Genomic DNA, 9,019 nt, shown 5'->3' with positions numbered 1-9,019 from the left:
AATTCGCCCCCCCCCGTTTGGTGGGTGGGGGGGGGGGGGGGGGGGGGGCGGGGGGGGCCCCCCGGGCCCGCCCCGCGCGGTGATCAGGTTTTTTGCTCTGCGAGAGCCGGCCGTTGGACGGTGCCTTGAACTGCTACTTGGTGTCCGCGGCGGCCTTGCTGCCCTGGTTGAGCATGCCGCCGAGGGCGCTGAGGTTGCTGGCGCCGCCGGTCGCGGCCGGTGCCGCCTTGCCGGCCGCGTCGACCGCGATCTGGGCCATCTTCTGGAGGTGTTCGGTGGCGGTCTTCAGGGCTTCCTGGGCGCGTATGCCGGCTTCCTTGTCGTTGGTGGCGGCGGATTCGATGCCCTTGACGAGTACCTGGCTCATGGTGTTGAGGCCGCTCATGTCGCGGAACAGGTTCGCGGTGGCGATGGCCTGCGCCGTCTGGAGGCCGACCGGGTCGGGCATCACCACCGTCGGCGCGAACTTCGCCTGGGAGACGCCCATGCCGGCCGCGGTGATGTCGAGGTTCTGCGCACGTGAGGCGGTGGACACCGGGGCGATGTCGGCCGGTGTGATCTGGAGGGGCGAGTCCTTCCAGTTCCAGAAGCGGGTGAGATCGATCTTCTCGGCCGAGTTGGACCGGCCGAGGACGGCCTCGGCGAAGACGCCGTTGGTGGCGATGGCGATCGTGTTGGTCACCGGTACTCCGAACGTGTTGTCGCTCGCCTTGCGGGAGTCGGTCCACTCCTGTCGTTCCTCCTCGCTGGCGAAGTTCCAGCGGAAGCCGAGGTAGTTGCCGGTGGCGGCGATCGGCTTCGGGTCCAGCAGCATGCCGAGCGGGACCGGCGCGGCGGTCGAACCCGCGGGGGCGTACGAGTAGTTGGCGAGGATGCGGCTGAGCGTCAGCTCGTCGGCGTTGGCCCACACGGCCTGGCTGTAGTGCCGGCGGTTGTCGTTCAGGTGGTCCAGGACCGACTGGGGCACGTTCCCGCCCCGCACGTGGAAGCCGAGCGACGCGACGTAGGTGCGGCTGCCGGACTTCACCGTCGAGCCGAACAGCCCGCAGATGGCCGAGGCGCCCCCGGCGTCCTCGGACAGGTCGGGTGCGACGTTGCTGGTCGCGGCGACGCCGAAGTTGGCCACGCCCGAGGTCATCTTCAGGCGCAGCCCGGCGAGGCTGCCGCGGGCGGTCTTGCCGGACCAGGCGTCGTAGGAGATCAGCTTGTCGGCGGCGCCGAAGGTGTAGGTCGCCTGCTGCGTGCCGGAGGCGGCGATGTCGCCGCAGCCGAAGGTGTGGCTGGGGAAGATGATCTGGATGCCGCGGATTGCGGTGTCGTCGGACCAGACGTCGATTCTGGACGCGTAGGAGGAGTCTTCCTTCGGCTGGTCGTCGAAGGCTACGGGTGTCTCTCGTCCCAGGATCCGGCGTACTGTCCCGTTGTTCATCCGCACCCAGTAGTCGGCGGCGGCGGCCGAGGCGATCTGTGCCAGGCCGGTGACGCTCTGGAGGCCGTCAGCCGTGGGGCGGACCATGGTCGTCGCGCCGGACTCCACCAGGAGGGGCATGGTTTCGGTGCTGGACTGAGGCTGGACGACGGCCCAGAGCGCGCCGTCGGACGTGGCGGACAGACGCTGCACGCCCGTCGCGCTGCGTTGCACCCAGTTGCTGCCACTGCGCTCGTACACGACCCCCTGCCGGAAGTACCACAGCTTGTCCTTGCCGGTGACGGCGATGTCGTCGGCCACGATGCCCAAGTTCGACCATGAGCTCTGGCCGCGCTGGTGGATCACGTTGTTGGTGCCGACGACGTAGACCGAGTCGTCCGTGCCGCAGGCGATGCGCAGCCCCCAGCCAGTCGCCGGGTCGGGGCGCCAGGTCGTCCCGTCGAACTGGACGACCATGTTGTCGGTGGCCCTGAGCGCCCAGACGGTGTTCTTGCCCGGTGCGATGCGGGACAGGCCACCGCTCAGGCCCGTGGTGGGCAGCGCGTTCCACCGCTGCGTCGCCGGGTCGAACCGGACCGGGCTGCCGTCGGCCTTGCGCACCCCGTACACGCCCATCGTCGAAGCGGCGATGTCGGCCAGTTCCACCCCGTCGAACTCCTGCCTGGTCGGCACCTCCGGTGCCGAGCACGCGTCGAGCCTGCGCACGGCGGTGTCGAACGGGTTCGCCGCGCGGATCTTCGCCGCCCAGTCGACCGGTGCCACCGACGCGAGTACCTCCTTGTACCGCTGGAGGCTGGTGTGGGTGAAGGTGAGTTCCTGCAGCGGGATGAACAGGCAGCGTTCGAGCTTGGTCGGCCTGGTCGCGACGCTGTAGACCTGGACGACCTCGTAGTACTGCACCGACATCGCGTGCATGTGGTTGTAGTTGGTGACGACCCGGGTGAGGACCTGGTCCTTCTCCGTCTGCGTCGTCTCGCGTACGACCGTCATGTTCCGGCTGCGGGCCGCGGTCGCCAGCTGTTGGGTCCGCGCGCTGATCCGCTGCGTCGTCTCCGCCGCGACTGTTTTCACGCCCGTGGAGCGCGACACCGACGTCGCGATGCCCGTGTTCGACGACTTGCTCCAGTTGCCGCCGGCGCCGATATTGAAGAACGCGACGCCGACGCTGCCGCCGGAGCTGGACGACTGGCTGGACTGGAACCCCAGGGAGCTGCCGTCCTGCTCCTCGCGGGCGATCGCGTTCGCGACCTCGCTGATCGACCGGTTCTGGTCGGTGGTCCCGGACAGTGCCTCGGCCTCGGACGCCGTCTCGGTGCCGGTAGCCCTAGTGGTGCGCTGCCAGTCGACAACCGCGACCCTGGTGCTCTCGCCGGGCGCGAGCGCGAGGCTGTGCAGCAGTCGGCCGAGCGTGACGCCCTGGGCCGACCAGCTCTGCTCGGTGGTGACGATCATGCCCTCGGCCGGGCGGTTGTAGAACGGCATGTTCTCCTCGCCGAGGTCGATGGCACCGGTCAGGGCGCGTGCCGGCTTCGCCCCGGGAATGTCGGTGAGCACCACCGAGCGGTACCGGACGATCTCCGTCGGGTAGTTGCCGGTGGTGGGGAGCAAGTCCTTCGGCGTCGGGCCGTCGAGCATCGTCTTGTCCACCTCGAACTGGGGCGACGTACTCGCCGGGGCCGTCGCGCTCGCTGGAGTCGTTGCAGGGGTGGTGGCAGGTGTTCCGGTACTCGGAGTGCTCATCACGATTCCCATCTGCAAGGAAGATGAAGGAGACGTCGGCATGGCCGCCAGGGCATGGAGCGCCAGCCCCATAGCGAAGCGATGCCTTCCGGATCGCTCGAAAGTACACAGGCGGATCACAACAGCGGCACACTTCACTGAACTTGGCCAGAACCTGTGCCCGGCTCAACGGCCCTCCCATAACGCCCGCCCAGGAAGGTTGTCCGCCCGCCTACCCGGGTACCGGACCTTCCCCGCGAGCACCCCACGCCCGCTGACCTCAAACCGCAGCGCCTACGCCCGGCGAGGCCAGATACGTGTGCCCCGGCTCCCTTCAGGACGCCCTTCGGAAGCGCCGAACCTCTTTCTGAAACGATCAGCAAGAGGGCATCTGATCAACTTCTATGCAGAAATGCCCGTTTCACCCGGATCGATTCGCCAGGTTGGGGTGGATTCTCCGGTGAGTGCGCGGCTCATTTTGTTAGCCATGGCCCAGTGGACCATCGTGCGGGACCGTTGTGGCAGTGCTTCGTAGTCGCGGGCCAGACGGCGGTGCTGCAACAGCCAGCCAAAGGTCCGCTCGATCACCCAGCGCTTCGGCAGGGCCTGGAAGCCGGCTGCGGTCGGGCGTTTGACGACCTCGACGTCGATGCCCAGGCCGGCTCCCTGGTTGGTCACGGTGTTGTTGTAGCCGCCGTCGACCCAGACTTTGGTCACGGTCGGCTGGTCGGCGGCGAGTTCGTCGAGCAGGCGCTTGCCGCCGGCGGAGTCCTGGACCGATGCCGCGGTCACGATCACGGCGAGCAGGAGGCCCAGGGTGTCGGTGGCCAGGTGGCGCTTACGGCCCTTGATCTTTTGGCCGCGTCGATGCCCTGGTCGGTCTCGGCGACGTTGCCGGAGGTCTTCACGCTCTGGGCGTCCAGAACAGCCGCAGACGCACGCGTGTCACGGCCGTGGGCCCGCCGGGTTCGGTCACGCAGCAGGTCGTGGACCTGCTGCGTGGTGCCGCCGGATTCCCACTTGGCGTAGTAGTCGTAGACGGTCTTGTACGGCGGAAAGTCGTGCGGCAGGTACTCTCACGGGATGCCGGTCCGGTTGACGTAGAGGATCACGTTCACGATCTCCCGCAGGTCATGAACTCGGGCCGCCGCGCCGGGGCCGGTGCGGCGGCCCCGCCAGGCTATGAGGACCGGTTCGATCAGGCCCCACCGGGCATCGGACACATCACTGCGGTACGGGCGCCGAGAAGTCACGAGCCCTGCAACGACCCACCCGAGATCCGGTCACTCACCCCTGGACAAACCGCCCGCAACATAGATCAGATGCCCTCCAATACTCCAGTGCGACTTCGCGATCTACGTGCCTGCGGGGACGGAGAGTCGCCGCCGGTAGTGGCTGCGACGTGCCGAAGCTTGGTGGCTTCTGGGCCAGTTCGACCAGTGCAGGAGTGCACGCAGGGACATGACGGGGCTGAACAGCGCACCAATCAAGCGGCGGATTTCCGGGACGGTCAGGTCGACCAACTCTCGGCTTCGGGGGCCGGGCGGTTCGGATCCGCAGGTCTGGTCGGCCGCGCGTCCTGAGCGGCGATGGCCAGGAACGCGAGGGCGAGCATGGCCTGGGTGACGTGCCGGTGCCAGGCGGTCCATTTCCGGACTTGGTAGTGGTCCAGGCCGACCTGGCCCTTGGCCGCCTGGAAGCATTCTTCGATGCACCAGCGGGTGCCGGCGACTCGTACGAGTTCGGACAGCGGGACGATCTGGGGTGACCAGCACAGGTAGAAGGCGAGTTCGCTGGTGGTGGGGTTGCGGCGGATCAGCAGGTGACGGTGGTCGCCGGTACCGATGTGCACCCAGGCCCAGTCGTAGTAGCGGGGACCCTTGGCCCCGGGACCGGCGCTCTGCCGGTGCCAGGCTGAGGCGGGCAGGCGATCAGCAGCCTCGTCCGCGCGGATCGCGGTGCGGCCCTGGTTGATCCGCACCTTGGTCGCGCAGGAGACCGCCAGCACGTCGCCGACTTCGCGGGCCTCCAGTCGGGCCCGCAGGCCGGGGTCCTGGCCATCGGTCTCGTCGCCTGTTACCCACGACGTGCTCACTCCGGCATCCAGCGCCGCCACGGTCATCTGCAGGGCGATCCGGGGCTTGGCCGCTCGTGGTCGTGGCTCGGCGAGTCGCTGTTCCCGTCGCTGCCCCGGGTGGAGGTCTTCGGTGTCGAAGCGTCCGGTGCGGTGGTGCGGATCGCCGCCCGCGTGGCTGCTCCGAGTGCGTCATGCCCGGACTGCGGGACGTGGTCGGAGCGGGTCCACGGCTCCTACCTGCGCTATCCGTCGGATCTTCCCAGCTGCGGGCGGCCCGTGACGGCTGCCCTGCGGGTGCACCGCTTCGCCTGCCAGGCCCTGGTGTGCCAGGGCCGCCGTTTTCGGCAGAGGTGAACCCGAGACAGGTGACATGTCACACCCTATTGATAGCCCCGCCGATCTTGTGAGACGGTGCGTCACACGCTGCGGATGCCTCCCACTTCCCCACGTCCGTGGCGCTCCGTTCGCGTTTCCCCCACAAAGGAATAGACGATGCGTCCGCTCTCACGCATGTCCAGGCTGCTGGCCGCAGCTGCCGCGGCAGGCACCGTCCTGCTCGGCATATCCGCCGGACCGAGCCAGGCCGCCCCCACGCCGGTCACCCCCGCACCGGTCGCTGCCAGCCCGCATCAGCCTTCCGGCAGCTCGTCGGAGGTTCCCGGCAGTCCGTTCGCCGATCCCGAGAGCCCGGGCGCGCCGCAGTCCCGCGGGCTCACCGCCGCGCAACTGCCGCTGGTCAACCCGCTGTCCGGCACGGCGCCGGCGGAGACCGGCCAGGACAAGGGCCTGGCCAAGGCCGCACCGCGCGCGCTCGCGGCGGAGCCGACCGCCCAGTCGTGCACCCCGGCCGACTTCGCCGGCCGGACCGGGGCCGCTCTGGTGTCCTACGTCAAGGCCTCGACCCCCCAGTGCATCGGCTCGCTGTTCCAGCTCGGCGGCAGCCCGTACGCCTCGGCCCTGTTCCGCCAGAGCCAGATGGCGACGATGGCCGACGCCTTCCAGAGCGCCGCCGCCTCCTACCCCGGCGACAACTCCGCCGCCACTTGGCAGGTCGTCCTGTACCTGCGCGCGGGCTACTACGTGCAGGACAGGGACCTCGCGCACGTCGGCCCCTACGACGCGACGCTGACCGCCGCCGTGGCGCGCGGCATCGACGCCTTCCTGGCCGGCCCGCACGCCGCGGACGTCACCGACGCGAACGGCCAGGTCGCCAACGACGTCATCATCCTCACCGACAGCGCCGGCCAGCAGGGCCGCTACCTGAACACCTACCGGCAGGTGCTGAACGGCTACACCAGCGCGTACAACAGCTCGAAGAACCTGCTCACGTACGTCAACAGCGCCCTCTCCGCGCTGGACCGGGGGCACGAGAGCAAGTCCTTCGTCGACGCCGTGACCGCGGACCCGGGCATCATCGACACCCTCGACGCGTTCACCCGCACCCACCACGACCTGCTCGGCACCTACCCCGGCTTCCTGGTCTCCAACGCCGGCATCGAGCTGACCCGGTTCGTCAAGTACCCGGCGTTCCAGGCCAGGATCCGCCCGCTGGCCAAGGCCCTGCTCGACAGCTCGTCGATGACCGGCCCCACCGCCCCGCTGTGGGTCGGCACGGCCAACACGGCCGCCTTCTTCGACAAGGACCAGTGCTCCTACTACGGCGTCTGCGACCTGAAGCAGCGGCTGACCAAGGCCGTGCTGCCGATCAGGCAGACCTGCAACGCCACCCTCACCGTCCTGGCCCAGGACCTCACCGCGGCCGAACTCGCCGCCGTCTGCGCCGACCTCAAGGGCGAGGACGCGTACTTCCACGGCCTCGTCCGCGACAACGGCCCCATCCCCGGCCAGTACGAGTCGTCCGTGCAGCTCGTGGTCTTCGCGAGTCAGGCCGACTACCAGACCTACGCCGGCGCGATGTACGAGGCGAACACCAACAACGGCGGGGTCACCCTGACCGGGACCCCGAGCGACCCGGCCAACCAGCCGGTCTCCCTCATGTACCGGCACCCGAACGAGAACGGCTTCACCGCCCGGATCTGGAACCTCAACCACGAGTACGCCCACGTCCTGGACGCCCGCTACGACATGAAGGGCGACTTCTACCAGCAGACCAGCGTGCCCGACCTGTGGTGGATCGAGGGCGTCGCCGAGTACATCTCCTACACCTACCGCGGCGTCACCGACCTCAACGCGGTGGCCCAGGCACCCAAGCACACCTACGCGCTCAGCACCCTGCTCCAGAGCACGTACCTGAACAGCGACGTCGTCCGCACCTACCACTGGGGCTACCTGGCCGCCCGCTACATGATCGAGCGCTTCCCGGGCGTCGTCCAGACCATGCTCGGCTTCCTCCGCACCGGCGACTACGCCCGCGCCTACGCGTACTACAACGGCATCGGCACCGCCTACGACGCCGACTTCACCAGGTGGCTCGACACCTGCGCCACCGACACCTGCCTCACCGCGGGCACCCCGAAGGCGGCCTTCGACGCCACGGTGCGGGACCTGAACGTCCAGCTGACCGACCGCTCCACCGAGACCGCCGGCAAGGGCAGCATCACCGGCTGGGCCTGGAACTTCGGCGACGGCACCACCGGCACCGCGGCCTCCCCGTCGAAGTCCTACCGCGCTGCCGGTACCTACACCGTCACCCTCACCGTCACCGACAGCAACGGCAAGACGGCCACCACGACCCGGACCGTCACCGTCACCGCGCCGGCCGCACCGGCGGCCTGCACCGACCCCGACGCCCGGAAGCTGGACTACAACTGCTTCCGCACCGGCCGCGCCGCCGACGCCGGAAGCTCGGACCAGATGTACATCTACATGCCGGCCGGCACCACCACGCTGACCGTCTCCACCACCGGCGGCACCGGGACCGCCTACCTCTACTACAGCCCGGACCGCTGGGCCTCCAACACGGACTACGCCGTCTCCTCCACGAACAGCGGCACCACCCAGACCGTGACCGTCACCAACACCACGGCCGGCTACCGCTACATCACCCTCTACGGCAAGACCGCCTTCAGCGGCGTCACCGTCACCACCCAGTACTGACCGGCGCGTGAGCCCGGATGCCCTGGCTCACGCATCCCCGGGGATGCGTGAGCCAGGGCATCCATGTGGGCCTCTGCGGCGGGCGATCACCGGCTTGATGCCCAGCTTCCACACCAGGCGCCGGTACTTGTCGTGGTCGTAGCCCCGGTCGGCGAGCAGGACGTCCGGTCTGCGCCGTGGCCGGCCGACCAGGCCGGCCACGGCGGCCCAGCAAAGGGTCAGCATCGATACGGCGAGACCCTGTCGAACCGGGACAGCACCTACGTCGGCGGCATCCTCGGCCCGGCCCTGCTGTTCGGCTTCGGCATGGGCTCGATCTTCGTCCCGGTGATGCTGACCGCCGTCTCCCACGTCGCCCCGCACGAGACCGGCGCGGCCACCGGCATGCTCAACACCACCCAGTAGGTGGGCGGCTCGCTCGGCCTGTCGATCCTGGTCACGGTGTTCGGCACGGCCAGCCGCAACGAGGCCCGGCAGCAGGCCGGGGCCTTCCTGCGGCAGGCCACCCCGCAGCAGCTCGCCCAGTTCCGGGCCACCGGCCGGCTCCCGGCGCCGTACTCCTCACAGGTGCTGGTGCACGGCATCGCCAGCGCGTTCCAGATGGGCCTGGTCTTCGCGGCGCCGGCGGTGTTGATCGCGGTGTTCGTGATCAAGGTCGGCCACCTGCCGGTGCCACCCGCCGTCAGTCCTTCGGGGGGCGGCGCTTGACACGGCGTCGGGGTGACCGGGAGAGTCTT

At 69.2% G+C, this 9,019-nt stretch carries 6 protein-coding genes and 1 pseudogene; 4 read left to right on the top strand and 3 right to left on the bottom strand.

Translation table 11 applies throughout. From position 1 onward, the window contains the following. Nucleotides 1–133: 133 nt before the first annotated feature. The 3 genes and pseudogenes from ACFVUY_RS22150 to ACFVUY_RS22140 all read right to left on the bottom strand — a co-directional run bounded on the left by ACFVUY_RS22150 (nucleotide 134) and on the right by ACFVUY_RS22140 (nucleotide 5,243). Nucleotides 134–3,169 (bottom strand): hypothetical protein, encoded by a 3,036-nt coding sequence (locus ACFVUY_RS22150; RefSeq protein WP_387732323.1) that lies wholly within the window; start codon nucleotides 3,167–3,169, stop codon nucleotides 134–136. A gap of 381 nt (nucleotides 3,170–3,550) precedes the next feature. After that, a pseudogene (locus ACFVUY_RS22145) lies at nucleotides 3,551–4,401 on the bottom strand (IS5 family transposase). A gap of 257 nt (nucleotides 4,402–4,658) precedes the next feature. Beyond that, nucleotides 4,659–5,243 carry a hypothetical protein gene (locus ACFVUY_RS22140; protein ID WP_387732320.1) on the bottom strand — a complete coding sequence of 195 codons (585 nt, stop codon included), beginning with the start codon at nucleotides 5,241–5,243 and terminating at the stop codon, nucleotides 4,659–4,661. Between the two features lie 99 nt (nucleotides 5,244–5,342). Here ACFVUY_RS22140 and ACFVUY_RS22135 point away from each other — a divergent pair, with 99 nt between their 5' ends. The 4 genes from ACFVUY_RS22135 to ACFVUY_RS22120 all read left to right on the top strand — a co-directional run bounded on the left by ACFVUY_RS22135 (nucleotide 5,343) and on the right by ACFVUY_RS22120 (nucleotide 8,990). Further along, nucleotides 5,343–5,579 carry a transposase family protein gene (locus ACFVUY_RS22135; protein ID WP_387732317.1) on the top strand — a complete coding sequence of 79 codons (237 nt, stop codon included), beginning with the start codon at nucleotides 5,343–5,345 and terminating at the stop codon, nucleotides 5,577–5,579. 156 nt (nucleotides 5,580–5,735) lie between these two features. Then, entirely contained in the window at nucleotides 5,736–8,282 is a 2,547-nt protein-coding gene (locus tag ACFVUY_RS22130) for a collagenase (RefSeq protein WP_387732314.1), read from the top strand. Nucleotides 8,283–8,414: 132 nt separating this feature from the next. Then, nucleotides 8,415–8,687, top strand: coding sequence for a hypothetical protein (locus tag ACFVUY_RS22125; protein WP_387732311.1), 273 nt, complete (start codon nucleotides 8,415–8,417; stop codon nucleotides 8,685–8,687). After that, nucleotides 8,688–8,990 carry a hypothetical protein gene (locus ACFVUY_RS22120; protein WP_387732308.1) on the top strand — a complete coding sequence of 101 codons (303 nt, stop codon included), beginning with the start codon at nucleotides 8,688–8,690 and terminating at the stop codon, nucleotides 8,988–8,990. Nucleotides 8,991–9,019: the final 29 nt, after the last annotated feature.

The sequence above is a fragment of the Kitasatospora sp. NPDC058063 genome (assembly GCF_042885395.1).
GTDB classification, from domain to species: domain Bacteria; phylum Actinomycetota; class Actinomycetes; order Streptomycetales; family Streptomycetaceae; genus Kitasatospora; species Kitasatospora lactacystinica.
Note: the sequence above shows the minus strand (reverse complement) of the source record. Positions and strands in the feature narration are given on the sequence as shown.

Bases quoted from the DNA above. Each gene is read 5' to 3' on its own strand.
- ACFVUY_RS22130 (WP_387732314.1), top strand. From the start codon at position 5,736: ATGTCCAGGCTGCTGGCCGCAGCTGCCGCGGCAGGCACCGTCCTGCTC.
- ACFVUY_RS22150 (WP_387732323.1), bottom strand. From the start codon at position 3,169: ATGAGCACTCCGAGTACCGGAACACCTGCCACCACCCCTGCAACGACT.